Origin of the sequence: Flavobacterium hankyongi (assembly GCF_036840915.1) — a bacterium.
GTDB classification, from domain to species: domain Bacteria; phylum Bacteroidota; class Bacteroidia; order Flavobacteriales; family Flavobacteriaceae; genus Flavobacterium; species Flavobacterium hankyongi.
Window position 1 is genome coordinate 557,016 of sequence record NZ_CP085725.1, and the last position, 26,947, is coordinate 583,962.

Below are 26,947 nucleotides of genomic sequence, written 5' to 3' on the forward strand. Positions count from 1 at the left end.
GAGTTTGAATGCGTTAACTGTAATTTTTACTCCGTAAGATTCTGTATGTCAGAAAATATATTCCTTGCCGATAATCAAAGAGAGTATTCCCAAACCCAATAGCAATAGTAATCCTGGTATTTCTTTCCAAGAAATTACTATTGCTTTTTGTGCATGGTTGATAGGATAGGCGATGGTAATTTTTTCACCTATTTCATAATTAGACAACATAAAGAGTTGTGGCAAATTACTATATGCTTTTACACTTTGATTTTTGGAGGTACGGAATGCAAAATAGGGACTTCTTCCGGACAGTGTTTTGTTGTTTTGCACCATACGCGCACCGTTAGAACTAACTTTAAATCCTATGACTGTAGCGGTGTTTACTTCTCCTTTTTGGGAGTACAGGAACATTTTATACACAAAACTGGAAGCATATAATGTGAGCCCAAAGCCAAAAAGGAGCAGGATACAACCCATTGTCTTTTTGTTTTTAATTTGCATTTTTCTTGGTTTTATTAGAAATCAGAATGTCTGAATTTTCTATCTTTTTTGTTCAAAAGCACCTAAACTTTTGGAATAGTAAATGGTTCCTCCTTCAAAATTTTGGTAGATAGTGCCATCGGAAGCTTTGCCCTCATCCGAAATTGGAAAACCCAAAGAACCTGTTTCCCAACCTTTTTTTGCATAGTAATCAAAAATAGGTCCTTTTAAAATCACAAATGCCGTTATTTGATTGTTGATTACTAGTTTTGGATTTTCATAAATAAAGCCTTTTTGAAATTCTGCGAAATGATATCTAAAGTTTTTAGGATAATTTTTATTAGGAGTCACCAAGTCTCCCAAGTAAGAGTCTACGCCACCTGTGCTTTTCCACTTGGTGTAAATTCCATTTTTTTCACGAAAGGTATTGTAAATAACTTTGTACGGAGAAGCTTTACAGGAAATTACAGCACCAAATTCAAAATATTGCACCGAATTGTTGTTTTTTATGATTTCATCACTTATCGGATAGCCTAAATTTCCTTTTTCCCAGCCTTCTTTTTTCCATACTTCGGTAATCATTTTCGGAACGGCAAAAGTTCCTAAGTTAGGATGATAGTAGATGGCACCTCCTTGAAAAAAATTGAAACGACCATAACCATCAGGAGTCGAAGTTTCATCTGTAACAGGAAAACCTAAAAAAGAATTTTCCCAACCCAAGGAAGCCCATTTATCTTTGATACTTCCATGAACTTCAAATGCTCCCGAGGTTGGACTCCAATAAATGCTTCCTCCTTCAAAATGTTGTCCTGCACCATTTTTTTGTGGGGTTTTAAATTCATCGGAAATAGGAGCCCCTAAAAAATACTTTTGGTTCACTTGTACTCCTCGTCCGTTTTTTTCTTTTATAATATCCCCTTCAAGCAATGCCGTATATTTTTTATAAATTTCCCCCCAAACCGCAAAGGCATCGGCATTTTGGGACTTACAATATATGGCTGCAGTCATGTCTGAAAAGTTCACATAGTACATAAATTTACCTTGATCGGGAGTTGACAGTGGTTGGTAATTTAAATCATAACGCGGACTTACAGGTCGAAGCTTGAGCTTGTCTGCTTTTTCAATAATTTTAATTCGTATATCCTCTACGTTTGATTTTGATTTTCCTTGTGCTATTACAGTGGGATGGTATGCCAAGAAAAGCATCATCCAAAATATTATTTTTCTCATAATTATTTCATTTTATAAATTTGAATACTACTTATTTTGTCATTAAAATCGTAGGAAATACCGGGCACTACTTGAAGCTGTGGATAGCCTTCATAACGCCATCTCTGATTGGTTGTGCCAGGTTGCCAGTACCCATCTAAGGAAATAGTTACTCCTTTAAAACCATCCTCTGCAAATATCTGCACCTGATAGTTTTCGGGAATTAAGACACTACTTATAATATCATTCCAAGAGCTTCCCATTTTGTCTAATGTATAGATTCCTTCTTTCAGAACTAATCGTTTTCCTTGGAAGTTTTCGTGTTCAAAAAACCAAATTTCATCTCCTTTAGAATGGAAAGAAGCTACAAGAATATCGTTTTTCTTTACGCTTTTTATGGTGTTGTTTTTTAAATTTTGGTTGCTCGCAGATCTTGGAAGTTGTGCATATTGGCTGTATACCAGAAAAAGTGTGGTAACCAATGCTAGCGGTTTTAGTTTCATATGTTTTTATGTAAAAATTACTTGTATAATAAGAGGTCTGTTTCTCCAGAAGTATTGGTTACTATTTTTAAGAGCTAGTTTTGAAAGTTTCCTTGGATAACCCCAGAAGTTTGATCGGAGGCTTTGGCTTTATTATTCGGTATTTCAAACAGTTCTCCAATAAAAGAACCGGATATTTTTTTACCAGAGATGTTTACGGTTATATTCCCTCGAATTTGATACACTTTTCCGTTTATGACGAGTACTCCAGATTTTTTATCTTCAATACTGTACGACCCAGATTTTTTAGACGGAATCACAAAACTAATGCTAGAATCTGGCGTCGAGTCTAAAGTTAAATGCGAACTTATGACAAATCTTTTTTTGGTATCTTCCATGAAAGAGCCAATCTCAGTGTAGGTTTTGCCTTTCATTTTAAAAGTAATTTTTCCGGGAGCTTTTTGCTGTTCTTTTAATTGTTGCAGTAAAGCATCCACCTTAGGATCCCCAGATTGCGCGATAGCCATACCGGTGAGTAGAAGTAAAATTAGTTGCAATATTTTTTTCATAAGAAGTAGAATTAGAGTTGTTTATCGTTCGGAAGGAATAAGACTTAGTCGGAACTGAATGGTTTTATCGGTATCAATGAATCGAATATAGTTGCAGTTTTTTTCTTTAGCATCCATTTTTTTATAGACGCCAGCATAGTTAGATTCTATCCCAAAAATGTTATTTTTAGAAAGTATTCCAGAACAAGATTCGTCTTTATGATGCATTTGCAATTGCAGGTTTTTTTGAGCAAGTTCTTGTTCTTCTATACAGGCAACAATGTAGGTCGGTTTTTCTGGTGCCATAATTTTCACGACATACCGGATGGTTTCATATTGGTCGACTAAGTTTGGAAAAATTCCGTTAATAGCTTTAACTTCCACTTTACTCGGAACGCCATAAGACATACAGTATAATTTTATTTTAGGATTATTTCCTTGGAATAAACTATATAATTCGTTGGTGGTATATATTCCTTTTGCAACACTGATATAGACTTCAATTTCGGAAGCAATTAGTGTGTTAGGTGTATTGTTTATTGCTGTATTGCGGGAGATTTCTCTTGCATTAGGCAGTTTTTTGGTAGCTGTTTTTGTAACCTGTGCTTGTACAAAACAACTGAATACTAAGAGTAGGGTATATATTACGTTTTTCATTTTATTAGTTTTTTAGGGTTCTATTTGAATTTCGATGCGATATGGTATAGCCCCTTTGTTTGGTAGCATTCCTTTGCATTTTCCGGAGCCTAAACCAGAAATTCCACCAGTGCAGGCACACTTTTCACCAGTAATGGTTACATATTGGAAACTAGTTTGGTCGGGATAGGATGTTGGTTTTTTTAATTTTTGTGGAGGTATTCTTAAAAATAACGTCTCTTTATACCAATATCCTGTTGTATTATAAATTTCGGTAGCATGAATCGTATTATCGGGATTAATTTCGGGTAAAGCTATTCGAATACCTTTCGGAATTCCGGTTCGAACAGTATAGATAAGAATGGTATCTTTTGTACTATTTACTTTAGGTATTCTTGCCTTTTTTTTAGGAGTTTGTGCCATAGTTACAACCATACACCAAAGCAATATCGCGGTAAAATTTATTTTCATAAGACAATTTGTTATTTCTTAGGAGTATGGTTTTATACAAAATGGTAACTGTTTTATGCTCTAATTTTTAAATAAGCACAAACTTCTTGGTAAGACATTTTTTGGAAGTCAGGTTGTTCTTGTTTAGCCGTTCCTGCTGTAATGCCGCCAGGAATAAGGATATAGCGAAATCTAACAGCAAAAGAAATACCGATACCTCCAGTGCCATCGTGTTTGAATCGGAAAATTTTGATGTTGTTTACTTCTGGATAAAAGTTAATGGTATTGATTGCGCCTCCAGCATTAGAAGTGTATGGCAATGGGAAATAGGTAGTAGAAAAATTAGCATAGACCAAAACAGTGCCTTTGTCTAAAATGTCTTGTGTTAGTTTTGGCGCTGCGATGTTGGTAATAAAACCACTAGTGCCATCAATATTACCAGGAGTGGTATCAGGAGCAGTAATCCAATCGCTGTAGATGACATTTGCGGTTCCGGCAGGTCCAGCAGGTCCAACGGCTCCGTCTTCGGGTTTACTACATCCCCAAAATACTAGGGTTAAAAGAATGGCACTAAGGAATGAAAAAGGTGATAAAGTGTTTGTTTTCATGTCTTTAAAGTTTAAATTATACTTCAAAGATAGATGGCACTTTACGTTTTACATGGAGACAATACGTGAACGGCGGATTTGAATTAGTGAATGACGATTATCGTTTACACTCGGGTAAATAAATCCAAAAAATCTTGCTTTTTGGTTCTGCTCAACGGAATGTTTTTCCCGTCAACCATAATAAGTTCTCCGCCTTCTCCGCGAATATATTGTTTGATGCATTTTAGATTCACAATATGCGATTTATGCGATCTAAAAAACAAGCTATTATCTTGTAAGACATCCTCAAAAGTAGCCAAGGTTTTACTTGCCAAATGTTTGGATTGGTCTTGCATTTTAATCAAGGTATAATTACTACTAGCTTCTAGATACATGATGTTTTCTATCTTGACAAATAGAAGCCCTTCTTGGGTAGAAAGCGCAATGGTATCTTGTAATTTTCCATTGGTAAACAAATGAAGATTTTGTATTTGTTCGGAAGTTATGCTGTTTTCTTGCTTTTTAAATTTGTCTAAAGCAATGGTGATTTCTTCTTCATCTATAGGTTTTAAAAGATAATCTAAAGCATTTAATCGTAAGGCTTTTAAGGCATATTGATCGTAAGCCGTGGTAAAAATAACCTTAAAAGGAATGGGTTGCCATTGTGCAATGACATCAAATCCGTTCATGGTAGGCATTTCAATATCAAGAAAAACAACATCGGGTTGATGTTCTTCAATGAGCGCTTTTGCCTTTGTACTATCTTGTGTCGTGGCCACTACGGTTACATTTTTTTGTTGTTGTAATAGATGTTCAAGTGTGATAATACAATGTTTTTCGTCGTCTATGATTAATGCTTTTATCATTTTTAGTAAGAAATAATTAGTTCTACTTTTGTTCCTAGTGGTTGCTCTTTTTCTCCTTCTAAATCGGTAATGCTTATTGTGTTACCAGGGTGTAACATTTCCAATCGGTTTATAGTGATATCAATACCATACGATTTGTGTGAGGTTTGGTTTTTCTTTAGCGCTGCCGATGCTTTTCGTCCAATACCATTATCGGTTATAGAAATTTTATAACTGTCACTAGTATTTTGTTCTAATACTATCGCAATATGTCCAGGACCTATTTTATTTTGTATGCCATGCCAAATTGCATTTTCTACGAAAGGTTGTAGGATTAACGGCGGAATTAAAGTCGTTTTGGTATCGATGTTCTCCGAACAAGTAATGCTGTACGTAAATTTGTGTTCTAAGCGAACAGCTTCTAATTGTAAATACCAATCTAAGGTTTTTAACTCTTTTTCAATCGTAATGAGACGGTGTTTCGAATGGTCTAAAATACTTCGCATTAATTTAGAAAACGTCGTGAGGTATTTACTAGCTTCATTCGATTTATTTTGAATGATATAGCTATTGATCGAATTCAATGAATTGAACATGAAGTGCGGATTCATCTGCGATCGAAGCGTTTGCATTTCGGCTTCTTTGATGTTACTTTTTAAAATCCCTTTTATTTTTTCTTGATCTACTAGATAACGAAGAATAAGATACAAAATACCAAGTATTAGCAGCGTTAAAATGCCCATGAACCAAAACGTTTGGTAAAAAGGCGGTGTAATAACGAGAGAAATGGTCAAGGTTTTAGATTGCCAGTTGTCCAGATTATCACCCACTGCAACGGTTATCGTATATTTTCCGGGTGCTAATTTAACCAAGGATAATTTCGGATTGGTACCGATATAATTCCATGTAGTATCGGTGTCAAATTTATATTTGTAGATTATTTTTTCTTTTTCAGAAAACGATAAAGCCGAAAAATGTATGTCTAATTCGGTAAAATCATAATCGATAGTTATTGCATTGTTTGGATGAGCAAGAATGACTCCATCTTTTTTTACGACCGAAATTTGTAGTTTATTGACTAATTTGGTTTTTAAAATTTTATCTGTAGCAACTACTTGATAACCAAAATCGGTACCTAAGGCAATTTGTGTTGGACGTAACTTACAAAATCCATAAATTAAATCGTCGGAAGCAAGACCGTCTATCTGCGAAATTCGAACGACTTTATCCGTTTTAAAGTTATAATGATTTAATCCTTCTGCACTGGTAAACCAAATATTTCCATTAAAATCTTCTGCAATACCTTCTACATGATCATTGGCAACATTATATTTTTCGGTGTTTAAGGAGTGTATAATTTTCCCTTTTGGATTCACTAAATTCCAACCTCCATACCCAGAAAAAAGAATATTTCCTTGTTGCGTAAAAGCAATTCTGTTGTAATAATCGGTAATAAAAGAAGTATCGGTATTGAACTTTTTTAATACACTAATTTCGGTGAATTGTTTTTTTGATTGGTCATAATAGGAAATACCATAATCTTTTGGCATCCAGCTCGCTAACCAAATAGAGCCGTTTTTCGCAATAGCGATATCGTTAAACTGATTTTCTTGCCAATACTTTTCAGAATTGGTTACCCATCCGTTTTGTAACTCGCGCTTTTGCATATCATACACCAAAATTTTTCCTTTTTTGGGTACTATCCAAATTCGTTGGTTTGTATCGATACCTATTTTTTTAACTCCTGTAGGAACGGCTACCAACTCTTGTATTTTTTGGTCCCGAAAACTATAAACACCTTTGTTAGTGGCCAGTAAAAAGGATTGCTTATAGTGATAAACCTCGGTGATTTCTAAGGAAGTATCGGGAGAAATAAAACTATACCATTTGGAATTGTCGTATACATAGAAAGTATTGTCGCCGTTGCATAACCCAATCCTTCCTGTTGGATCATTAGTAATAGACGTAACGGTTTGCTGCTTTTTTAATGGCGCCACCACGCTGGTAATACTCTCGTCATTTGGAATTAATTTGACTAATCCATGATTGGTAGCAACCCAGAAAAAATGGGTGTCGACGTCATAATACACATGGTTAATTTTATTTTTTGTCGCATAAATTCGAGTAGGTTTTTGGGTATAATTCCATAAAAAGATTTCATTTTCATTGTAAATGGCAATTTGATTCCCTTTTTCATAGCTGGAAATAATACTGGAAACTTTATTTGGAAAGGCATTTTTAGCCTGAAATACGATTTTATTTTGTGAAATATTATAAACGTAAAATTCTTCTTTATCATTAAAGAAATAGAAGTTTTGTTTGTTTGCCGATAATTTTACAGATTGGAAACTGTTTTTTTGTAAAAATGAATGTTCTGAAGCTTTCCATTGCTTGGTATTTCGGTTCCAAATGAACATTCCTTTTCGAGTAGCAATCCAAACTTCTTGAAGATTAGGTTCTAGGAAAGTATTTTTAGATTCGAAATCGATTAGATTTTTATCCAACAAAAAAGAAGTTATTTTTTTAGTAGTAGGAGAGAAGTACTTAATATAATTTTGATCGGAACACCAAATGAGTCCTTTTGAGTCGACATAAACATAATCAAAATGGTCATTGTTGGGCGAAGCATCATTAAAGTTTACACTCGATAATACCTGTGGAGTGCTAAAAATATCTTGAATTTGTACCAAACCAAGATTATGGTCGTAATAGCATAATTGATTTTGGGAAAGTGCCAGAAAGTTGACTTGGGAATTAATTTTTGGATTTTTCAGGAATTCGTAACCATCATATAAGCATAAGCCTCTTTGTGTTGCGATGTACAGATAATTGTCTTTTTTTATGGTACTGTGCACAAAATCAGAAGGTAATCCTTGGTTAAACTGGATGGTTTCTGCGCGATAGTATTGCTGCGAAAACACTTCCGCAATCCAAAACCAAACCAAAAAGACAATCCAAAAATGGCGCACCCGAATATAATTTAGAACGTAAATTTAATTTTTTTTTACGGACTATATTTTTATAATGTGTGAAATGCGTTTTTCAATGCGTGAATAACAAAGAAGAGGATATTTTCCACGTCACATTGGAGGCACTTGCCTCTAACGTACCGTCAACTTTATGATGTTGTACTAAATTTAGCCTAAAATTAGAAAGTAAAAAAAGCAGATTGGAAAAACTCAGTTTACCCAAAGGAAGCCCAAGGCTAGGAATGGCAAAAAATACTGTCATGCCTTGTTGTTTTTAAATCTTATTATAGTTTCTCCAAGTATTATTGTTCCGTTTTTAATTTCATTAATTCTCTGAAATTCAGCAAATATTTTACCTTGATTGTTAAATAACTTTTTGATTATTTTCCCTGTTAATTCGCAAAGAATTTCTTCGATAAGTTTATCAAAGTCTGCAATAGCCTTTGTTAAGTTATAATCTTCAAAATGATTTTGATTTCTTAACAGCTTTAATCTGTCCATTTGCAAGTCAGGTCGTGAGATTTCATAAACATCAAATTTATGTTCAGAATCTTCTTTTACCTCTTTATAATTTGAAGGATGTGCACCAATTTTATTTCTCAAAATAAAAAGCTCGTTTTCACTGAGCTTTTTAGAAAACTCTGTTTGTTTAGGCAGTTTAAAAACTTCCATCAAATTGTCAATTGCTAATTTTTGTTGATATACAGAATTTAGGAAACCATAAAGTCGTAAATATCTTTCGCCTATGTCCTGATGTCTTGATGGTCCTTGAAGGTCGAATTGTTTAAATGACTTTTTTGCAAGTTCTGTATCGTCAATAATATAATAAGAGTTTAATATTATATTCCATCCAAATTCTTTTTCAAAGCCATAGAAATTTTTTACGTCATCTCGAAATGTCGTTTTGCACTTTTCACCGTTCCAACGGATGGCAAAATTGTTTAGGATTTTTTTTTGAAGGTTGTTGTATTTTTCTATCGTTGTCGTCATTTTACAATAAGGCATAACTTCAAATATAATCAAGTTCCACTTACAAGCGATAACATATGGTTAGAAACATTTATAATTACTTTCTTATATAAAAAATCCCAAGTCTTTTGCTCGGGATTTCTATTTTTTAATCTTTTATAGTGGCTTCTATTTTGTTTTATTTAATTTACTATTTCTAAAACCATAAGAGAAGTAAATTACTAACCCAATTACAAGCCAAACTCCAAACCATTTCCAGTTAGAAACTGCCATTCCTGTTAATAAATAACAACATGAAACCAATCCTAATAATGGAATTAATGATAAATGTTTAACAAAAGCTAAAACGGTCATCACAATCGTTAAAATAAAGAAAGCAATCATTGGTAAATTGGTTGCTAGTTTCTCTTTAGAAAAGTCAAAAGTATCTGCAAAGAAGTTTGGAATATAAACTATTAATAATGTAACTGTTAGGGCTACAATAGCTGGAAAAATAAATTTTGAATTTATATATGGAATTCTAAATTTACCTTTAGTTGCTCTTTCAGCTAGTTCTGCCTCATTTTGAGGAGATAACATTAACACTCCTCCACAAACTAATACGAACGCAAACAAAGTACCTATACTTGTAAAATCTAACACAAAGTTTTCATCTGTAAAGAAAATAGGTAATCCAACCACTAAACCTGTAACAATTGTCGCAAATCCTGGTGTTTTGTATTTTGGATGAATTTCGGCAAACTTTTTAGGCATTAACCCATCACGACTCATGGTCATCCAGATACGTGGTTGTCCCATTTGGAAAACAAGCATTACACTTGTCATTGCAACAACTGCAGCAATAGAAACTATAAATAACATCCATTTCACGCCTTTTAAAGCAAAAATTTCGGCTAACGGATCACTTACTCCCAATAGATTGTAAGACACCATTCCTGTTAATACCAAAGCCAAAATGATATACACGACAGTACAGATTACTAAAGAATAAATCATACCTTTAGGTAAGTCACGTTGTGGATTTTTACTTTCTTCTGCAAGAGTTGAAACGGCATCGAAACCAATATAAGCAAAGAATACAGCAGAGACACCAGCCATAACTCCACCAAAACCATTTGGCATAAACGGTGTCCAGTTTTCAATATCAATGTAAAAAGCTCCAACAATAATAACTAACAAAATAATCACTAGTTTCACGTAAACCATTGCATTACTTAGGTTTTTAGATTCTTTGGTTCCTTTATAAATTAGAAAAGTGATTAAAATGTTGATTAAAACTGCAGGCATGTCAAAAATTATTTTTAAGCCTCCAATTTCAGGAGCATTTGCCCATGCTAATAATCCTTCACCAGCTTTGTTTTCTAAAAAGGCTGCATGTGCCGATTTGTAGTTTATAGTAAGCCATTCAGGCAAATGTATGTTGAATGTTTCTAAAAGATTAGTAAAATAACCACTCCATGAGAAAGCAATATAAATATTACCAATGGAGTATTCCATTAATAATGCCCAACCAATAATCCATGCAAATAATTCACCAAATGAAACGTATGCATAAGTATAGGCACTTCCTGAAACTGGAACTCTAGAAGCAAATTCAGCGTAGCACATAGCTGTAAAACCACAAGCAATAGCACACATTACGTATAATAAAATTACACCAGGACCACCAGAAAAACAAGCATTACCTATAGCTGAAAAAGTTCCACCTCCAATAATGGCTGCAATACCAAAAAAAGTTAAGTCTTTTACGGTCAGTACTTTGTTTAGTCCAGAATGTTCGCCATCACCTCCTTGTTGTAATATTGTTGTTAGTGGTTTTTTTCTAAATAAATTTAAAAATGACATATAATTTTTTTGTTTGGTTTGTTTGTTATGCCAACAAATATATAAAACCAATTGGTAATTAAGGATTATGTTGATAAATTAAACAAGAAAGGTGACCTAAATAGGTCACCTTTATCTTGAACTTTATTTAGGATTTTTATAAATCAAAACGATCTAAATTCATTACTTTGTCCCAAGCAGCAACAAAGTCTCTAACAAATTTTTCTTTAGAATCATTTGAACCATAAATTTCTGCTATGGCACGTAATTCTGAATTGGAGCCAAAAATTAAATCGGCACGAGTAGCTGTCCATTTTGGTACGCCAGAAATTCTATCTGATCCCACAAATATTTCTCCTGAATCATTTGTAGCTTTCCATACTATTCCTAAATCTAATAAGTTAACGAAGAAATCATTCGTTAATTGACCTTCAGTTTTAGTAAATACACCATGTTTTGATCCATCATAATTAGTATCTAATACTCTTAAGCCACCTAATAATACTGTCATTTCAGGAGCTGTTAATGATAACAATTGTGCTTTATCTATTAGCATTTCTTCGGTTATTTCTTTTGAAGAAGCATTTTTATAGTTTCTAAAACCATCTGCTTTTGGTTCTAAAACCTCGAAAGAATGTACATCAGTTAGTTCTAGCAAAGCATCGCCTCGTCCTTGAGTAAAAGGTACTTTAGTATTTGCAGCTTTTTCAACAGCAGCACAACCACCTAGAACAATTAAATCAGCTATTGATACACTTTTTCCAGATGAATTGAAATCTTTTTGAATATTTTCAAGTGTAGCTAAAACCGATTTTAATTGAGTTGGATTATTCACCTCCCAATTAATTTGTGGTTCGAATCGAATACGAGCACCATTGGCACCACCGCGTTTATCACTATTTCTAAATGTCGACGCAGAAGCCCAAGCTGTTGAAACCAGTTGTGAAATGGTTAATCCTGAATTTAAAATTTTTGCTTTTAACAATTCAATATCATCGTTGCTCAAGTTTTTATTTCCAGCAGGAACTGGATCTTGCCAGATTAATACTTCGCTTGGAACTTCAGGGCCAAGATAACGAGTTATTGGTCCCATATCACGATGTGTTAATTTGTACCAAGCTCTGGCAAAAGCATCTGCAAATTTATCGAAGTTTTCATAATAGTCTCTTGATATACGCTCATAGATAGGATCCATTTTTAAACCTAAATCTGCAGTAGTCATCATTGGGGCATGACGTTTAGTTGGATTATGTGCGTCTTCAACTAGAGTTGTGGCTGCAGGATCTGTTGGTTCCCATTGATGAGCACCTGCTGGGCTTTTTGTTAATTTCCAGTCATATTTAAAAAGTGTTTCAAAATACCCATTATCCCAAGTAGTTGGATTAGGTTTCCACGCACCTTCAATTCCACTAGTAATTGCATCACCGCCTTTTCCTGAGCCAAATGCGTTTTTCCATCCCATTCCCATATCTTCAATGCTCGAGCCTTCTGGATTTGCTCCTACAAGTGCAGCATCTCCTGCTCCATGTGCTTTACCAAAAGTATGACCTCCAGCTACTAAAGCCACAGTTTCTTCATCATTCATGGCCATTCTAGCAAAAGTTTCTCTAATATCTTTGGCTGATGCTACTGGATCCGGATTTCCATTTGGACCTTCAGGGTTTACATATATTAAACCCATTTGTACTGCCGCTAACGGATTGTCTAATTCTCTATCACCTTTGTATCGATTATCTCCTAACCATTCTGTTTCATTTCCCCAGTTTATATCTTGTTCTGGTTCCCAAATATCTTCACGACCACCTGCAAATCCAAACGTTTTAAATCCCATCGATTCTAAAGCACAGTTACCTGCAAGTATCATCAAATCGGCCCAAGATAGTTTATTCCCATATTTTTGTTTGATAGGCCAAAGTAAAAAACGAGCTTTATCTAAATTGCCATTATCTGGCCAACTATTTACTGGAGCAAATCGTTGATTTCCTGTACTAGCTCCACCGCGACCATCAGAAATACGGTATGTTCCTGCACTATGCCAAGCCATTCTTATAAATAATGGGCCATAATGACCATAATCTGCGGGCCACCAATCTTGTGATGTCGTCATTAATTGGAATATATCTTTTTTTACTGCCGATAAATCTAATTTTTTAAATTCTTCAGCATAATTAAAATCTTTATCCATAGGATCAGATAAAGAAGAATGTTGTCTAAGAATATCAAGATTTAACCGATTAGGCCACCAATCTTTATTTGAAGAACCGGTTCCTGCGGTTTGTTTCATTTGCCCATTATGAAAAGGACATTTGCTTTCTACTTTGTTTGAGCTGTGATTTGAATCTGAGTAGTTTTCCATAATTTATTTGATTATATTTTTTTGTGTGTGTAAAATTATTTTTAAAAATCTATCGTTACGTTTGTTTTTAATAGATAAAAATTATAGTTTAACTGACTAATCTTATGTAATAAAGTTACTAATAATGTTTGTATGAATACATAATCAGCTTTAAAAAATACTTAAGAATTTTATTTTTATTTATGTAATATGTTATTTTTTTAATATTTTATTTATATATTTTACAATGAAACTGTCTTGTTGTAGTTCACATAAAAACATTCTATAAATCAATAATAAAATATAATCTGCTTCATTTAGATATTCATTATTTTCAGATTAACTTCGCAGAAAATAAAATAATTTTAAATCGATACAAATTATGTCTTTAGTAGGAAAAAAGTTCCCAAACATTACCGTAGATGCAATCTCTGAAATGGGAGATAACTTAAGAATTAACGTTTTAGAAGAGGCAACAAAAAACAACAAAAAAGTATTATTATTTTGGTACCCAAAAGATTTTACTTTTGTATGTCCAACAGAATTACACGCTTTTCAAGCTGCTTTACCTGAATTTGAACAAAGAAACACAATCGTAATTGGTGCTTCTTGTGATACAAATGAAGTCCATTTTGCTTGGTTAAACACAGCTAAAAACAATGGTGGTATAGAAGGAGTTACTTATCCTTTATTAGCAGATACTACTCGTAATTTATCTAAAGCTTTAGATATTTTAGATGCTCAAGAAGTATATGATGAAGAGTCAAACGATATTTTAATTGAAGGTTCAAATGTAACTTTCCGTGCGACTTATTTAATAGACGAAACAGGAAAAATTTTCCACGAAAGTGTAAACGATATGCCATTAGGAAGAAACGTAAACGAATATTTGCGTTTGATTGATGCCTATACTCACGTTCAAACTAAAGGTGAGGTTTGTCCTGCAAACTGGGAGCAAGGTAAAGAAGCAATGAATGCAGATCGTTTAAGTACTGCAGCTTACTTAGCTCAAAACTAAATCTATAACAAATAATAAGATTCCAAATTCCAATTGAAAGTAATTTCGTTTTCTGGTTGGAGTTTGGAATTCTTTTTTAAAAGGAATATTTATGTTACTTGAATTAAACGAAGATACATTGCAAAACGTTGTTGAGAGCAATGAAAAAGTAGTAGTACAGTTTTCCGCTTCTTGGTGTGGAAATTGCCGTATCATGAAGCCTAAATTTAAAAAATTGGCTACTGAAAATGAAGGTATTACTTTTGTTATTATTGATGCTGAGAATTCACCTGAATCTAGAAAATTGGCAAATGTTTCAAACTTGCCAACTTTTGCAACATTTGTTGGTGGAAAATTGGTAAACGAAACCCAAACAAACAAAGCTGAAGTTTTAACAGAATTAGTTAACGAAATCATTTAATCATGAAATTGCCAGTTATTAAACATTTAACTCAATTTATTGAGGAAAATGATCAAGATTATATTGTTGAAACTATTGAAGTTCTTGAAGCTTTAACAGAAATATCATCATTGAAAGACGAAGAGCTTGATGTGATTGGAGAGTTAATTTCAAATATGTATGGAGCTTTAGAAGTAAATAAAATGGTAAAACAAGGAACTGATAAAAAAGAAGCACTAAACACTTTTATGCAAAGGGTTCTTGGTTCTATCGATAAATAAAAAAACTCTCAAATCTGAGAGTTTTTTATTTATATCAAGGTGTGAAAACAGATTTGTAATTATCCCAATATCTAAAGATTAAAAATGAATTAGCGAATATGATTCCTATTGCTATTGGTAAATTTTCAGGGCTCATAAAAAGGTGAATCATAAAAATATTAATAGTAACAGGTAAAATTACAATGTTTGCAAGAGACACAAATTTTCCAGTAAGAAAAGCTACTCCGCAAAGCAACTCTAATGCTTTAGCAAGTGGTAAAATGTAAGTTGAAGCAACAATTCCTGATTGAAAAGCTTTAAAAGCACCAGTAGTTTCAGGTTCGGGGGATAATTTTAGAAAAAAATTAGCAGAAGCGTAGACAAATAAAAGCCCTAGTAAGACTCTTACGACAATGGTAGCGATTTTCATAAAAGTAATTTTTTTAGTTCCTATCAAATTTAATGAAAAAAAATTCAATAAAATTCTTAATATTTTGATATATTTTATTTTTATGTTGTAAAATTTTATATTTTGTATACTCCTTTTTTTAAGTAATTGTTCAAGATTGCTTCTAATTCTAAAAGATTTTGTTTTTTTGATTACTTTTGAAATTCTAAAATTTTTAAAAATGGCACAAATCACATTAAAAGGAAACCCAATAAATACAGTAGGTGAGTTACCGCAAATTGGAACTCAGGCAAAAGATTTTCAATTAGTTAAAACAGATTTATCTGTTGCTTCTTTATCAGATTATAAAGGGAGCAGAGTTGTTTTAAATATTTTTCCAAGTATTGATACAGGAACTTGTGCAACTTCGGTTAGAAAGTTTAATGAAAAAGCAAGTTCATTAGAAAATACAAAAGTACTTTGTATTTCAAGAGATTTACCTTTTGCCCAAAACCGTTTTTGTGGTGCTGAAGGTTTGGAAAACGTAGTTAACTTATCAGATTTTAAAGATAATTCTTTTGGTAATACTTACGGATTGTCTATTGTCGATGGTCCTCTTGCAGGTTTACATTCACGTGCGGTAATCGTTTTAGATGAAAACGGAATTGTTAAATACACAGAGCAAGTTCCAGAGATTGTTGATGAACCAAATTATGAAGCAGCTTTAGCTTCGTTATAAATAATGAAATTTCAAAAAGACGAAACGCTTTTTACTGGTAGGTTAAAAAGCATGGTTTTTGCATTTAAAGGTGCAGTAAAACTAATCACGACAGAGCATAGCGTGATGGTTCAGTCATCATTGGCAATCATAATGATTATAGCTGGTTTTTACTTTGATATTACTAAAACCGAATGGATGTTTCAAATTTTGGCATTTGGTTTAGTGTTGAGTATCGAGGGATTAAACACTGCAGTTGAGAAAATTGCAGATTTTATTCACCCAGATTATCACGAACGTATAGGATTTATTAAAGATATTGCAGCAGGAGCAGTGTTTTTTGCGGCAATGACAGCTATTGCAATAGGAATGTTTATTTATTTACCTCGATTATTTTAATTATTAATATTGATTATTTTTGTTTAAAAAGAGCAAATTAATGGCCAAATCTAGTAAAAAGGAAAAATCTACTTTAGAGCCTGAAGAGACTAATTTATTCAGTCGATTTAATCCAACGAAACAGCATAAAATAACAATTGGGGTACTTTTAGTGCTACTTTCAATTGCATTGGCTGTGTCATTTGTTTCTTATTTTGTTAATGGAAAATTTGATCAAAGTGAACTTGCTGATTTTTCAAATAGAAATGCACAAGTACAAAACTGGCTAGGGAAGTTCGGTGCGTTTTTATCAGATTTTTTTATTTATAAAGGTTTTGGTGTTGCTTCTTTTTTGTTTGTTAGACTTCTATTTTTAACGGGAGCCTATTTAGTTTTAGATTTAGCAGTTTCTAAGCTTAAAAAAACGTGGTTTTGGGACATATTTGTAATCATTATTTTGTCAATTCTATTCGGTTTTTTTGGTGACTTTTTGCCAGAACTAGGAGGAGTGATAGGTTATGAAATGAATATCTTTTCTCAAGATTATATTGGTAAAACAGGAACTTTATTAGTTTTAATATTCGGAATAGTTATTTACTTAATTTTTAAAGTAAAAGTTTCACCAGAAAAAATCAAAGGAGTTTTTGAGAATGCTAAGAAAGAAATTAAAGATGATTTAGCTCAAAGAGGTCCCGAAAATGTTTCAGCTGCCTATAATTTAGAAGAATTTGCTGTTAATGAAGATGAAGAATTTCAAGCTTCTGATGTTAAGGAGAATCTAATAACTACACCAAACAAAAATGATTTTGAAGAAGATGATGAAGAGTTAGGTGAAATAGTTCTTAAGACTGTTCCTTCACAATTTGAAATAAACAAAGAAGCGTTAAAACCAACAATTGGAACAGCTTCAGAATTATCTTTAGAACCAACAATTAAAAATGAAGTTATTAAACCTTTAGGTGATATAAAATCTGAAGAAAATGACTTCGTAATTGAAAAGGTTGAGGAGGAAGATATTGTCGAAGAAAATTTAGCAGCTAAACTAGTTTCTCATTTTGGTGAATTTGATCCAACATTAGAGTTGTCAAACTATAAATTTCCAACAATAGATTTATTGAAAGAATATGGCACGGTTGGAATTACAATTAATCAAGAAGAATTAGAAGAAAACAAAAACCGAATTGTAGAAACACTTCGCAATTATAAAATCGACATTGCTCAAATTAAAGCTACTGTTGGACCTTCGGTTACTTTATATGAAATTGTTCCAGAAGCAGGTATCCGTATTTCAAAAATTAAAAGTTTAGAGGATGACATTGCATTATCGCTTGCTGCATTAGGTATTCGTATCATTGCACCAATTCCAGGAAAAGGTACAATTGGTATCGAGGTACCAAATAAAAATCCAACTATGGTTCCTATGAAAGGAGTTATAGCATCTGCTAAATTCCAAGAAGCAGAAATGGAATTACCAATTGCTTTAGGAAAAACAATTTCGAACGAAACGTTTGTTGTCGATTTAGCAAAAATGCCACACTTGTTAATGGCGGGAGCTACAGGTCAAGGAAAATCTGTAGGATTAAATGCAGTTCTTACTTCATTATTGTATAAAAAACATCCAGCTGAAGTTAAGTTTGTTTTAGTTGATCCTAAGAAAGTAGAATTGACACTTTTTAATAAAATAGAAAGACATTATTTAGCAAAACTTCCTGATGTTGAAGATGCTATTATTACAGATAACTCAAAAGTTATTACGACTTTAAATTCACTTTGTGTTGAAATGGATAATCGTTATTCATTACTAAAAGACGCAATGGTTCGTAATATTAAAGAGTATAACGAAAAGTTCAAGCAACGTAAATTAAATCCAGAAGCTGGACATAGATTTTTACCATATATTGTTCTTGTTGTCGATGAGTTTGCTGATTTAATTATGACAGCTGGTAAAGAGGTTGAATTGCCTATTGCACGTTTAGCACAATTGGCTCGTGCTATTGGAATTCACCTGATTATTGCAACACAGCGACCTTCGGTAAACGTAATTACCGGTATGATCAAAGCCAATTTCCCAGCTCGTATTGCTTTTAGAGTAACCTCTAAAATAGATTCTAGAACAATTTTAGATTCAGGTGGTGCAGATCAGTTAATTGGTCGTGGAGATATGTTATTCTCAAATGGAAATGATTTGGTACGTGTACAATGTGCTTTTGTGGATACGCCAGAAGTTGAAAAAATATGTGAATTTATTGGTTCTCAAAAGGCATATCCAACCGCTTATATGCTTCCTGAGTTTATAGGGGAGGATAGTGGCATAAGTCTTGATATAGATATTTCAGAAAGAGATTCATTGTTTAGAGATGCTGCCGAAGTTATTGTAACAGCTCAGCAAGGTTCTGCATCGTTAATTCAGAGAAAGCTTAAATTAGGTTATAATAGAGCTGGACGATTAATTGATCAATTAGAAGCTGCTGGAATTGTTGGTCCTTTTGAAGGAAGTAAAGCAAGATCAGTTAATATCCCTGATTTAGTTTCTTTGGAACAATTTTTTATGAATGAACAAAAAAATGATTAATATGAAAAAAATAATTGCATTAGTACTATTATTTGCTGGTTTAACTGTTCAGGCACAAGACGCTACTAAAGCAAAAGCATTATTGGATAAAGTTTCTGCCAAAGTAAAGTCATATAAGAATGTTGAAATTGATTTCAACTATAATCTTCAAAATACTAAAGAGAAAGTAAATCAAACTAATAAAGGTAAAGTTACTTTACAAGGCAATCAGTATTTGTTAAACTTTTTAGGTGTTACCAAAATGTGTGATGGTAAAAAGATTTATACGATTTCTAAAGAAGACGAAGAAATTAGTATTGCAAGTGTAGGGGGAGAGGATGATGCAGATACACCTGCAAAAATGCTTACTTTTTTTAATAAAGGTTTCAAATATTCTTGGGATATAACTCAAACTATCAAGGGGAAAAAGATTCAGTATGTGAAATTAACACCTATAAGTTCTAAGGATGAAAGAAAACAAATCCTTGTTGGTGTAGATGTAGCAACAAATCAAGTGTATAATACAATTACAATAGGTAAAAATGGAACAACAGTAACATTAACTGTTAATTCTTTTAAAACTAATCTTCCATTAGCCAAAAATCATTTTACCTTTGTAAAAACTAAATATCCTAATTACTACATCAATAATTTGGATTAAAACTATTGAATGAAAATTCTTGACAGATACTTATTAAAAACTTTCCTGATTACATTTACTTCGGTATTTGTAATCTTGTTTTTTATATTCATATTACAAACCGTTTGGTTATTTATTTCTGAATTAGCGGGTAAGGACTTGGATTTATTCATGATTATAAAGTTCTTACTGTTTGCTTCACCAAAATTAGTTCCAATGGTATTACCACTTTCGGTGTTATTGTCATCAATTATGACATTTGGTGATCTTGCCGAAAATTATGAGTTTGCCGCAATGAAATCCGCTGGAATTTCTTTTCAAAGAACTATGAAAGGCTTGTCGGTTTTTATTGTTTTACTGTCTTTCTGTGCATTTTTCTTTGCAAATAATATAATTCCTTACGCCGAATATAAATTTATCAATTTTCGAAAAAATATTGCTCAAGTTAAACCTGCCTTAGCAATTGCTGAAGGTCAGTTTAGTAACATTGGAAATATTAATATTAAGGTTGATAAAAAAACAGGGGAGAAGGGAGAATTTTTAGAAAATGTAACTATTCACAAAAAATCTAATTTAGGCGAAGGAGCAAAAACAGTAATCAAATCTAAAAAAGGACATTTGATTAGTAGTGAAGAATCAAATTTACTTCAGTTGGTTTTAATTGACGGGTATTATTATGAAGATATTACTCCTAAGGATTATAAGGATAGACCTAAAATGCCTTTTGCAAAAGTCTATTTTAAAAAATACAATATAAATATTGATTTGTCTAAGTTAAATTCAGCAGATGAAGATAAATCTCAAATTACAAATACTAACAATATGCTTAGTTTAAGTGAATTAAAGTATACTACCGATTCACTTACAACAAGTTACAATAAAGAAATAATTTCTGTTTCAGATAATGTATATCAAAGATTTGGATTTAGTTATAATCCAAATCCACTTGATTCCGCACAAATAAAAAATCCAAAAACGCCAAATTTGACCAGTTTTTTGGATAATAATTTAAAATCAAAAATCTTAGAAATTGCAAACAGCGATGCATTAAGTTCAAAGCAAAATCTTGAAATGAATGAACTTTCATTTAAGGAAAAAAAGAGAGATATAAACAACCATTGGCTTTCAATGTATGAGAAATTTGTAATCGCATATGCTTGTTTACTTATGTTTTTTATTGGTGCACCACTTGGAGCTATCATACGAAAAGGAGGTTTAGGATTGCCTATAGTATTTGCAATGCTAATTTTTATAACATTCCACTTCTTAAACACTTTTGGAAAAAAATTGGCACAAGAAGGAGGAACAACGCCATTTATGGGATCTTGGATTTCATCTATAGTTCTTACCCCATTGGCCATATATTTAACTAAAAAGGCAGTAAATGATAATGGTGATGTTAATTTTGATTTCATAACAGAACCATTTAAAAAAGTGTATGAATTCATCACTAGAAAATTAAACAATAACAACAACACAATACAAGAAAATGGAGACTAATACCATTAAATTAAACACAATTGAAGAAGCAATAGATGATATCAGACAAGGAAAAGTAATTATCGTTGTTGATGATGAAGACAGAGAAAATGAAGGTGATTTCCTTGCTGCTGCAGAAAAAATTACCCCAGAAATGATAAACTTTATGGCAACTCATGGAAGAGGGCTTATTTGTGCTCCTCTTACAGAAAGTCGTTGTAAAGAGCTTGGACTTCGTCCAATGGTTACAAACAATACAGATCATATGGAAACAGCATTTACTGTTTCTGTGGATTTAAAAGGTCACGGAGTTACTACAGGTATTTCTGCTTCAGATAGAGCTAAAACAGTGCAAGCTTTAATTGATCCAAACACTAAACCATTTGATTTAGCACGTCCTGGACATATTTTTCCATTAATTGCTAAGCAAGGTGGTGTTTTAAGAAGAACTGGTCATACAGAGGCTGCAATTGATTTTGCTCGTTTAGCAGGTTTTAAACCAGCAGGAGTTATTGTAGAAATTATGAACGAAGATGGTTCTATGGCTCGTTTGCCTCAGTTAGTAGAAGTGGCTCAAAAATTTGATTTGAAATTAGTATCAATTGAAGCTCTGGTTGCTTATCGTATGCAGCACGATAGTTTGATTGTTAAAAAGGAAGATTTTGATATTCAAACTCGTTTTGGAACATTTAGAATGCGTGCTTATGAGCAAACAACTAATAAACAAATACACATAGCCTTAACAAAAGGTACTTGGAATTCAGGGGAAGCTGTATTGACTCGTATAAATTCTTCACAAGTAAATAACGATTTATTAGGCACTTTAACTACTAATGCTGATAAACAGTTGGATGATATGTTTAAAGTGATTAATGAGCAAGGTAAAGGTGCTGTAATATTTATAAATCAAGACATGCAATCAGTAAGTTTGTTAAATAGAATTAATGAATTAAAAGATTTGCAATCAAAAGGTGAAATGAAAGCTCCAAAAATTGTTATTGATAGTAAAGACTATGGAATTGGGGCTCAAATATTACACGATATCGATATTACAAAAATACGTTTAGTATCAAATACAGAAGTGGGAAAACGTGTTGGAATGATTGGATACGGTTTGGAAATTGTAGAATACGTAAATTATTAGAAAAAAAATATTAACTCTAATTTGAACATTTTGAAATAGTTATAAATTAGTTAAAAAATATTTACATTTTTTCTTATCAAAACGTTTGGAGATATAAAAAACAGTGTTATATTTGCACTCGCAATACGGAAGTAGAGCGATACATACTGGAGAAATGGCAGAGTGGTCGAATGCGGCAGTCTTGAAAACTGTTGACTGTAACAGGTCCGGGGGTTCGAATCCCTCTTTCTCCGCAAGCTGAAAAGCAAATTGAATTAAAACCCTTAAAATCGTATGATTTTAAGGGTTTTTTCTTTTTATCACATATCAAATTATTCAATCATTCGTGAACCTAAAGGGATAAAATCGGTTACCCTAAACAATCCAAATCTTGGGTAACCGATTTTTATTTCAGACTTGTATTCACAAGGCTTTACAGCCAGTTCAACAACCAGTTTAAAAACTGTACATCTTGTGGATTAGTCATATTGAAGTTAAATTTAATAACAACTAAAAAGGTCACCACAATGAAAACAAAAGTATCAACTCTCTTTTATGCAAAGAAAGCAAAAGCAGCTGCAAACGGTTTAATTCCTATTTACATGAGAATTACTATCAACGGTAAGCGTATCGAGCTAAGTACAAACCGATTTATAGAAATTTCAAAATGGTCAACAGAAGCAGGTAAAATGAAAGGGACTTCAGAAGAAGCTCGTTCAATAAATAATCATCTTGATTTACTTAAAAATCAAATCAGAGATGCTGAAATGGAGTTAATCTATAAAAAGATAACAATAACAACCGAAATATTTAAAAGCAAACTATTAGGAGTTGATGAAAGAGCAAAAATGCTAGTTCCTATCTTCCAAGACCACAACAACAAAATAAAAGAATTAGTTGGCAAAGAATATGCTCCAGGAACATTAGAACGCTACACTACTTCACTCAAACATACTATTGAATTCATGCAATGGAAATACAATATTTCCGATATCGATATTACCAAGATTGATCATGTCTTTATAACCGATTACGAGTTTTGGTTACGAAGCGTTAGAAACTGTGCTAATAACACAGCAGTTAAATACCTTAAAAACTTCAATAAAATAATCAAGCTTTGTTTAGCAAATGATTGGATTGATAAAAACCCATTTGCAAACTATAAATCAAAAGTCAAAGATGTTGAAAGAGTTTATCTTACTGAAGCAGAAATCCAATCAATAATTGAAAAAGATTTCAAAACAGAAAGACTATCACTAGTTCGTGATATCTTTCTTTTTAGCTGCTTTACAGGTTTGGCATACATTGATGTCAAAAACCTAACAAAGTCGCATATAAGCTTCGGTATTGATGGCGAAAAATGGATATTCACTCACAGACAGAAAACAGAAAGTGCATCCAAAATTCCAATCCTTCCAGTTACTCAAATGATAATCGACAAGTACAAAAATCATCCGCAATGTAATAACGAAGATAAACTACTGCCTATTTTATCCAACCAAAAAATGAACGCTTATCTAAAAGAAATAGCCGGAGTTTGTGAAATTGAAAAAGAATTAACTTTTCATATTGCTCGACATACTTTTGCTACTACTGTGACACTTACCAATGGCGTTCCAATTGAAAGTGTGAGCAAAATGCTTGGGCATAAAAATTTAAGAACTACACAACATTATGCTAAAGTTTTAGATAGAAAAGTTAGTGATGATATGAAGATTTTAAAAGATAAATTTTCAATTTTAGACAATAATATATTGAAAAAATCTTCAGTCACAAGCTAAACATTTCTAGTAATCAATGCTATTTAAAGCTATTAAGACTTTATTATTTGTTAAAAAAAGCATAAACACCATTTTAGTAACTTTATTTTAGTAATTTTGTTAACCAAATAGTTAAACTATATAATTAAACAATATGGATAAAATTAAAACTGAAAATACTGAAACTGAAATATTAATAGCTGCAAAAGAAATCTTTCAGCAAAAAGGAATGGCAGGTGCAAGAATGCAAGAAATAGCAGATAAAGCAAAAATCAATAAAGCATTATTACATTATTATTATAGAAGCAAACAATTATTATTTGAAGCTGTTTTCAAAAGTGCTTTTTCACTTTTAGCACCACAATTAAATAAAGTGTTAAATGATGATAGTGACTTATTTGAAAAAATACGAAAGTTCACTGAAAATTATGTTTCGTTTGTAATCAAACATCCCTATTTGCCAAATTTTGTAATACAAGAATTAAATAAGAACCCAGAATTTGTTCAAAAACTTCGCTCTGAAAAAAATTTTCCTTCCATTGAAAAATTTAAACTTCAAGTAAGTGATGCTATAAATCAAGGAATTATCAAACCAATCGAAGCCGAACAGCTATTTATCAATATTATCTCTTTAAATATTTTTCCTTTTATCGGAGAACCGCTATTAATGGCACTTGTTAATATGGATAAAGAAAGCTATAATAAAATACTAGAAAATAGAAAAACGGAAGTGGCTGAGTTTATCATTAATTCAATAAAAATATAAATTATGAAAACTAAGTTAATCATACTGATAGTATTGTCTATATCAATATATGCTAATGCACAACAGACTTTAACCTTGGAAGATTGTTACTCATTAGCTACAAAAAATTATCCTTTATCAAAACAAACAGGATTAATACAACAAAAATCAAGTTATGAAATTGAAGCATTAAGCAAAGGAAAATTACCAAAAATCGATGTAAATGCACAAGCAACTTATCAATCTGAAGTGATAGGATTACCTACTTCACTACCTGGAGTTCAATCTTTAAATAAAGATCAATATAGAGCAACTTTAGATGTAAATCAATTAGTATACAATGGTGGAATAATTGATGCAAATACTAAATTAAAAGAAGCACAAACCAAAACACAACAGCAACTAATTGAAGTTAGCTTATATCAAATAAAAACTCGAATTAATCAATATTTCTTTTCTGTTTTGTTACTTCAAGAAAAAAAGGCACTACTATCTTCAAAAAAAGAGTTATTAACTTCCAAAGTTAAGGAAGTGAAATCAGGAGTCAAATTTGGAGCAATTCTTCCATCATCAGAACAGGTTTTAGAAGCAGAAATTATTAAAATAAACCAGCAGTTAACCGAAATTAAATTTGAAAACATCAAATTATTAAATAACCTTTCAGAATTAACTTTTTCAGATATTGATACCGAAACAACTTTAATACAACCAGTATCATATCCAAATAGCACTAATACAACAAGACCTGAAATTGCTTTTTATGATTTACAAAATCAGCAATTAGAGTTCTCGAAAAGTGTACTATCTAAATCAAATCTTCCAAAAATAAATGCTTTTGGTCAAGCGGGTTATGGTAATCCTGGATTAAACATGTTAGACAATTCTTTTCAACCATTTTATGTTGTTGGCCTAAAAGCGAATTGGAATATTTTTGATTGGGGCAAAACCAAAATAGATAAAAAAGCATTGGATATATCTAAAGAAATAGTAACATCTGAGAAAGAAACATTTGAATTAAATAACAAAATACAATTAGAAGAGCAAGATTTTGAAATTAAAAAATTAGAACAACTGCTGCTTTCTGATACCGAAATAATTCAAATACGTGAAAAAGTTATTAAATCCTCAGATGCTCAATTAAAAAATGGTGTGATAACATCGTCTGAATATCTTATAGAATTAACCAATTTATTTGAAGCAAAAAATATTTTGAAAACGCATGAAGTTCAATTAGCAGCTGCTAAATCAAATTACGAAATAATTAAAGGAAAATAAAATAGTACCCGAAAAATTTAAAAAAATGAAAAAAATAAGCATAATAATTTTAGCAACGATAGGGCTAATTTCTTGTAACAAAAATAACGACAAAGCTGACGGTTATGGGAATTTTGAAGCAACTGAAATAACTATTTCTTCAGAAGCTAACGGTAAAATAGAGTTTTTAAAAGTCGAAGAAGGAGATGAATTAAAATCTCAATTACAAGTAGGATTAGTTGATACATTACAATTACATTTTGCGAAACAACAATTAATTGCCTCTAAAAGCACCATATCGTCAAAATCCGCAAATGTAATATCGCAAAAAAGCGTCTTAAATGAACAATTAAAAACAGCTAAATTAGAGAAAAACCGAATCCGTAATATGTATTCTGAAAATGCTGCAACTAAACGACAAGTAGATGAAATTGAAGGAAAGGTAAAAGTTATCGAAGAGCAAATTAAAAGTGTCGGAACTCAAAACGCACCTATTTTAAATGACTTAAAATCGATAGATGTACAAATTGCTAGAATCAATGATCAAATAGCAAAAAGTAAAATTATTAATCCTATTAATGGAACTGTTTTAACTAAGTATGCTGAACCAGGCGAAATAACAGCATTTGGAAAACCACTATACAAGATAGCTGATATTTCTGAAATGACTTTGCGAATCTATGTAAGCGAAACACAGTTGTCAAAAATAAAAGTTGGACAAAATGTATCGGTAAAAATTGATGCTGAAAAAGATATGAAATCATATCAAGGAAATATTTCATGGATTGCATCTTCGGCAGAGTTTACTCCTAAAATTATTCAAACAAAAGAAGAACGAGTAAATCTCGTTTATGCCGTAAAGGTAAAAGTAAAAAATGATGGCAGACTAAAAATCGGAATGCCAGCAGAAATGTGGATTAAATATTAATTAAAAAATT

The 26,947-nt window shown here is 32.1% G+C and carries 26 protein-coding genes and 1 tRNA gene; 14 read left to right on the plus strand and 13 right to left on the minus strand.

What is annotated here, in order from left to right; translation table 11 throughout:
* Nucleotides 1-48 precede the first annotated feature (48 nt).
* The 12 genes from LJY17_RS02580 to katG all read right to left on the minus strand — a co-directional run bounded on the left by LJY17_RS02580 (nt 49) and on the right by katG (nt 13,337).
* The gene (locus tag LJY17_RS02580; RefSeq protein ID WP_264542310.1) at nt 49-483 is read right to left on the minus strand and encodes a DUF3592 domain-containing protein; all 435 of its coding nucleotides are present in this window, start codon (nt 481-483) and stop codon (nt 49-51) included.
* A 39-nt stretch (nt 484-522) separates the two neighbouring features.
* Complete coding sequence (locus LJY17_RS02585; protein WP_264542311.1) at nt 523-1,692, minus strand: LGFP repeat-containing protein; 1,170 nt, start codon at nt 1,690-1,692, stop codon at nt 523-525.
* A gap of 2 nt (nt 1,693-1,694) precedes the next feature.
* Nucleotides 1,695-2,174, minus strand: coding sequence for a hypothetical protein (locus LJY17_RS02590; protein ID WP_264542312.1), 480 nt, complete (start codon nt 2,172-2,174; stop codon nt 1,695-1,697).
* 74 nt (nt 2,175-2,248) lie between these two features.
* On the minus strand, nt 2,249-2,722 hold the full coding sequence (locus tag LJY17_RS02595; protein WP_264542313.1) for a hypothetical protein: 474 nt from the start codon (nt 2,720-2,722) through the stop codon (nt 2,249-2,251).
* Nucleotides 2,723-2,743: 21 nt separating this feature from the next.
* Entirely contained in the window at nt 2,744-3,358 is a 615-nt protein-coding gene (locus LJY17_RS02600; protein ID WP_264542314.1) for a hypothetical protein, read from the minus strand.
* A 12-nt stretch (nt 3,359-3,370) separates the two neighbouring features.
* Nucleotides 3,371-3,760 (minus strand): hypothetical protein, encoded by a 390-nt coding sequence (locus tag LJY17_RS02605; RefSeq protein WP_264542315.1) that lies wholly within the window; start codon nt 3,758-3,760, stop codon nt 3,371-3,373.
* Nucleotides 3,761-3,861: 101 nt separating this feature from the next.
* A complete protein-coding gene (locus tag LJY17_RS02610) occupies nt 3,862-4,395 on the minus strand; it encodes a hypothetical protein (protein ID WP_264542316.1) in 534 nt (177 codons plus the stop codon).
* Nucleotides 4,396-4,499: 104 nt separating this feature from the next.
* Nucleotides 4,500-5,240, minus strand: a complete 741-nt coding sequence (locus LJY17_RS02615; protein WP_264542317.1) for a LytR/AlgR family response regulator transcription factor — start codon at nt 5,238-5,240, stop codon at nt 4,500-4,502.
* 2 nt (nt 5,241-5,242) lie between these two features.
* Nucleotides 5,243-8,188, minus strand: coding sequence for a sensor histidine kinase (locus tag LJY17_RS02620; protein WP_264542318.1), 2,946 nt, complete (start codon nt 8,186-8,188; stop codon nt 5,243-5,245).
* 258 nt (nt 8,189-8,446) lie between these two features.
* Nucleotides 8,447-9,178: a hypothetical protein gene (locus LJY17_RS02625; protein WP_264542319.1), complete on the minus strand. Its 732-nt coding sequence runs from the start codon at nt 9,176-9,178 to the stop codon at nt 8,447-8,449.
* Between the two features lie 147 nt (nt 9,179-9,325).
* The gene (locus LJY17_RS02630) at nt 9,326-11,002 is read right to left on the minus strand and encodes an amino acid permease (RefSeq protein ID WP_264542320.1); all 1,677 of its coding nucleotides are present in this window, start codon (nt 11,000-11,002) and stop codon (nt 9,326-9,328) included.
* Nucleotides 11,003-11,138: 136 nt separating this feature from the next.
* Nucleotides 11,139-13,337, minus strand: a complete 2,199-nt coding sequence (gene katG, locus LJY17_RS02635; protein ID WP_264542321.1) for a catalase/peroxidase HPI — start codon at nt 13,335-13,337, stop codon at nt 11,139-11,141.
* A gap of 361 nt (nt 13,338-13,698) precedes the next feature.
* Here katG and LJY17_RS02640 point away from each other — a divergent pair, with 361 nt between their 5' ends.
* From LJY17_RS02640 to LJY17_RS02650, 3 genes are all read left to right on the plus strand, one after another.
* Nucleotides 13,699-14,334, plus strand: coding sequence for a peroxiredoxin (locus LJY17_RS02640; protein WP_264542322.1), 636 nt, complete (start codon nt 13,699-13,701; stop codon nt 14,332-14,334).
* Between the two features lie 91 nt (nt 14,335-14,425).
* Nucleotides 14,426-14,734 carry a thioredoxin family protein gene (locus LJY17_RS02645; protein ID WP_264542323.1) on the plus strand — a complete coding sequence of 103 codons (309 nt, stop codon included), beginning with the start codon at nt 14,426-14,428 and terminating at the stop codon, nt 14,732-14,734.
* A 2-nt stretch (nt 14,735-14,736) separates the two neighbouring features.
* Nucleotides 14,737-14,994: a DUF6952 family protein gene (locus LJY17_RS02650; RefSeq protein ID WP_264542324.1), complete on the plus strand. Its 258-nt coding sequence runs from the start codon at nt 14,737-14,739 to the stop codon at nt 14,992-14,994.
* A gap of 34 nt (nt 14,995-15,028) precedes the next feature.
* Here LJY17_RS02650 and LJY17_RS02655 read toward each other — a convergent pair whose 3' ends face one another.
* Nucleotides 15,029-15,403, minus strand: coding sequence for a DoxX family membrane protein (locus LJY17_RS02655; protein WP_264542325.1), 375 nt, complete (start codon nt 15,401-15,403; stop codon nt 15,029-15,031).
* Between the two features lie 199 nt (nt 15,404-15,602).
* Here LJY17_RS02655 and tpx point away from each other — a divergent pair, with 199 nt between their 5' ends.
* The 11 genes from tpx (at nt 15,603) to LJY17_RS02710 (ending at nt 26,937) form a co-directional block, all read left to right on the plus strand.
* Nucleotides 15,603-16,100, plus strand: a complete 498-nt coding sequence (gene tpx / locus LJY17_RS02660) for a thiol peroxidase (RefSeq protein WP_264542326.1) — start codon at nt 15,603-15,605, stop codon at nt 16,098-16,100.
* 3 nt (nt 16,101-16,103) lie between these two features.
* Nucleotides 16,104-16,478, plus strand: a complete 375-nt coding sequence (locus LJY17_RS02665; protein WP_264542327.1) for a diacylglycerol kinase — start codon at nt 16,104-16,106, stop codon at nt 16,476-16,478.
* A gap of 40 nt (nt 16,479-16,518) precedes the next feature.
* Nucleotides 16,519-19,029 carry a DNA translocase FtsK gene (locus LJY17_RS02670; protein WP_264542328.1) on the plus strand — a complete coding sequence of 837 codons (2,511 nt, stop codon included), beginning with the start codon at nt 16,519-16,521 and terminating at the stop codon, nt 19,027-19,029.
* Nucleotide 19,030: 1 nt separating this feature from the next.
* On the plus strand, nt 19,031-19,669 hold the full coding sequence (locus LJY17_RS02675; RefSeq protein WP_264542329.1) for a LolA family protein: 639 nt from the start codon (nt 19,031-19,033) through the stop codon (nt 19,667-19,669).
* A 9-nt stretch (nt 19,670-19,678) separates the two neighbouring features.
* Entirely contained in the window at nt 19,679-21,148 is a 1,470-nt protein-coding gene (locus LJY17_RS02680; protein ID WP_264542330.1) for an LptF/LptG family permease, read from the plus strand.
* Nucleotides 21,138-22,271 carry a 3,4-dihydroxy-2-butanone-4-phosphate synthase gene (gene ribB, locus LJY17_RS02685; protein ID WP_264542331.1) on the plus strand — a complete coding sequence of 378 codons (1,134 nt, stop codon included), beginning with the start codon at nt 21,138-21,140 and terminating at the stop codon, nt 22,269-22,271. Before LJY17_RS02680 ends, ribB begins: the two co-directional genes overlap by 11 nt.
* A gap of 148 nt (nt 22,272-22,419) precedes the next feature.
* Nucleotides 22,420-22,504: transfer RNA gene (locus LJY17_RS02690), tRNA-Ser, on the plus strand.
* Between the two features lie 273 nt (nt 22,505-22,777).
* Nucleotides 22,778-24,031, plus strand: coding sequence for a site-specific integrase (locus tag LJY17_RS02695; protein WP_264542332.1), 1,254 nt, complete (start codon nt 22,778-22,780; stop codon nt 24,029-24,031).
* A 133-nt stretch (nt 24,032-24,164) separates the two neighbouring features.
* Entirely contained in the window at nt 24,165-24,776 is a 612-nt protein-coding gene (locus LJY17_RS02700; protein ID WP_171221812.1) for a TetR/AcrR family transcriptional regulator, read from the plus strand.
* Between the two features lie 3 nt (nt 24,777-24,779).
* Entirely contained in the window at nt 24,780-26,030 is a 1,251-nt protein-coding gene (locus LJY17_RS02705) for a TolC family protein (RefSeq protein WP_171221813.1), read from the plus strand.
* 25 nt (nt 26,031-26,055) lie between these two features.
* The gene (locus tag LJY17_RS02710) at nt 26,056-26,937 is read left to right on the plus strand and encodes an HlyD family secretion protein (protein ID WP_171221814.1); all 882 of its coding nucleotides are present in this window, start codon (nt 26,056-26,058) and stop codon (nt 26,935-26,937) included.
* Nucleotides 26,938-26,947: the final 10 nt, after the last annotated feature.

Excerpts from the sequence above, each read along its gene's own strand:
- LJY17_RS02590 (WP_264542312.1), bottom strand. The coding sequence starts at position 2,174 with ATGAAACTAAAACCGCTAGCATTGGTTACCACACTTTTTCTGGTATAC.
- LJY17_RS02695 (WP_264542332.1), top strand. The coding sequence starts at position 22,778 with ATGAAAACAAAAGTATCAACTCTCTTTTATGCAAAGAAAGCAAAAGCA.
- ribB (WP_264542331.1), top strand. The coding sequence starts at position 21,138 with ATGGAGACTAATACCATTAAATTAAACACAATTGAAGAAGCAATAGAT.
- LJY17_RS02670 (WP_264542328.1), top strand. The coding sequence starts at position 16,519 with ATGGCCAAATCTAGTAAAAAGGAAAAATCTACTTTAGAGCCTGAAGAG.
- LJY17_RS02605 (WP_264542315.1), bottom strand. The coding sequence starts at position 3,760 with ATGGCACAAACTCCTAAAAAAAAGGCAAGAATACCTAAAGTAAATAGT.
- LJY17_RS02625 (WP_264542319.1), bottom strand. The coding sequence starts at position 9,178 with ATGACGACAACGATAGAAAAATACAACAACCTTCAAAAAAAAATCCTA.
- LJY17_RS02585 (WP_264542311.1), bottom strand. The coding sequence starts at position 1,692 with ATGAGAAAAATAATATTTTGGATGATGCTTTTCTTGGCATACCATCCC.
- LJY17_RS02705 (WP_171221813.1), top strand. The coding sequence starts at position 24,780 with ATGAAAACTAAGTTAATCATACTGATAGTATTGTCTATATCAATATAT.
- LJY17_RS02610 (WP_264542316.1), bottom strand. The coding sequence starts at position 4,395 with ATGAAAACAAACACTTTATCACCTTTTTCATTCCTTAGTGCCATTCTT.
- LJY17_RS02650 (WP_264542324.1), top strand. The coding sequence starts at position 14,737 with ATGAAATTGCCAGTTATTAAACATTTAACTCAATTTATTGAGGAAAAT.
- LJY17_RS02655 (WP_264542325.1), bottom strand. The coding sequence starts at position 15,403 with ATGAAAATCGCTACCATTGTCGTAAGAGTCTTACTAGGGCTTTTATTT.
- LJY17_RS02680 (WP_264542330.1), top strand. The coding sequence starts at position 19,679 with ATGAAAATTCTTGACAGATACTTATTAAAAACTTTCCTGATTACATTT.
- LJY17_RS02675 (WP_264542329.1), top strand. The coding sequence starts at position 19,031 with ATGAAAAAAATAATTGCATTAGTACTATTATTTGCTGGTTTAACTGTT.
- LJY17_RS02710 (WP_171221814.1), top strand. The coding sequence starts at position 26,056 with ATGAAAAAAATAAGCATAATAATTTTAGCAACGATAGGGCTAATTTCT.
- LJY17_RS02645 (WP_264542323.1), top strand. The coding sequence starts at position 14,426 with ATGTTACTTGAATTAAACGAAGATACATTGCAAAACGTTGTTGAGAGC.
- katG (WP_264542321.1), bottom strand. The coding sequence starts at position 13,337 with ATGGAAAACTACTCAGATTCAAATCACAGCTCAAACAAAGTAGAAAGC.
- LJY17_RS02630 (WP_264542320.1), bottom strand. The coding sequence starts at position 11,002 with ATGTCATTTTTAAATTTATTTAGAAAAAAACCACTAACAACAATATTA.
- LJY17_RS02665 (WP_264542327.1), top strand. The coding sequence starts at position 16,104 with ATGAAATTTCAAAAAGACGAAACGCTTTTTACTGGTAGGTTAAAAAGC.
- LJY17_RS02615 (WP_264542317.1), bottom strand. The coding sequence starts at position 5,240 with ATGATAAAAGCATTAATCATAGACGACGAAAAACATTGTATTATCACA.
- LJY17_RS02640 (WP_264542322.1), top strand. The coding sequence starts at position 13,699 with ATGTCTTTAGTAGGAAAAAAGTTCCCAAACATTACCGTAGATGCAATC.
- LJY17_RS02595 (WP_264542313.1), bottom strand. The coding sequence starts at position 2,722 with ATGAAAAAAATATTGCAACTAATTTTACTTCTACTCACCGGTATGGCT.
- LJY17_RS02580 (WP_264542310.1), bottom strand. The coding sequence starts at position 483 with ATGCAAATTAAAAACAAAAAGACAATGGGTTGTATCCTGCTCCTTTTT.
- tpx (WP_264542326.1), top strand. The coding sequence starts at position 15,603 with ATGGCACAAATCACATTAAAAGGAAACCCAATAAATACAGTAGGTGAG.
- LJY17_RS02700 (WP_171221812.1), top strand. The coding sequence starts at position 24,165 with ATGGATAAAATTAAAACTGAAAATACTGAAACTGAAATATTAATAGCT.
- LJY17_RS02600 (WP_264542314.1), bottom strand. The coding sequence starts at position 3,358 with ATGAAAAACGTAATATATACCCTACTCTTAGTATTCAGTTGTTTTGTA.